The organism is Halobellus sp. Atlit-38R, from assembly GCF_003665925.1.
In the GTDB taxonomy this organism is placed as follows: domain Archaea; phylum Halobacteriota; class Halobacteria; order Halobacteriales; family Haloferacaceae; genus Haloquadratum; species Haloquadratum inordinatus.
This window is the reverse complement of the sequence record NZ_QXIJ01000340.1, coordinates 1-453: the sequence shown is the minus strand read 5'-3', so window position 1 is coordinate 453 and position 453 is coordinate 1. Positions and strand designations below refer to the sequence as shown.

Here is a 453-nt window from a genome sequence, read left to right as displayed (position 1 = left end):
GTCGCCGCCGTGGTACCACGCGTGGCCGTGGACGGTCCGCGGAGCGGAGGCGTAGCCGCCTGTGCCGCGACCGGTCGCACCGCGGCCGCCACCGCCGCCGCCCTTTCCTTTCGCGCTCGCGACCCCGACGGGACTGAGCGCGGCCAGCGACTGCGGGTCGAACCCTGACAGCGACGACTGGTCGGCGGCTTCGTAGCGGGACATCACCCACGTCTGGTCGGCGAGGTCGACGACGAGCGAGCCGTCGGACACCTCGAAGTCGGAGACGACGCTGGACTTTCGCGGGGGAGGGGAGTTCGAGCCGAGACAGCCGGCGAGCCCGCCGGCGGCCCCGAGACCGGTCAGTTGGAGGAACGTGCGGCGCTTCATGAGGACTCTCGTCTCTGTCAATCAGAAAACTAGGATAACAGTCTTGTGGTTCGATACGTTCGGCGTGAGAGAAAACCGCGCCGG

General features: G+C 68.9%; 1 pseudogene. It reads right to left on the bottom strand.

Annotated elements, in window-relative coordinates:
• Positions 1 to 369: pseudogene (locus tag D3D02_RS19730) on the bottom strand (hypothetical protein); the annotation flags it as partial.
• Positions 370 to 453: the final 84 nt, after the last annotated feature.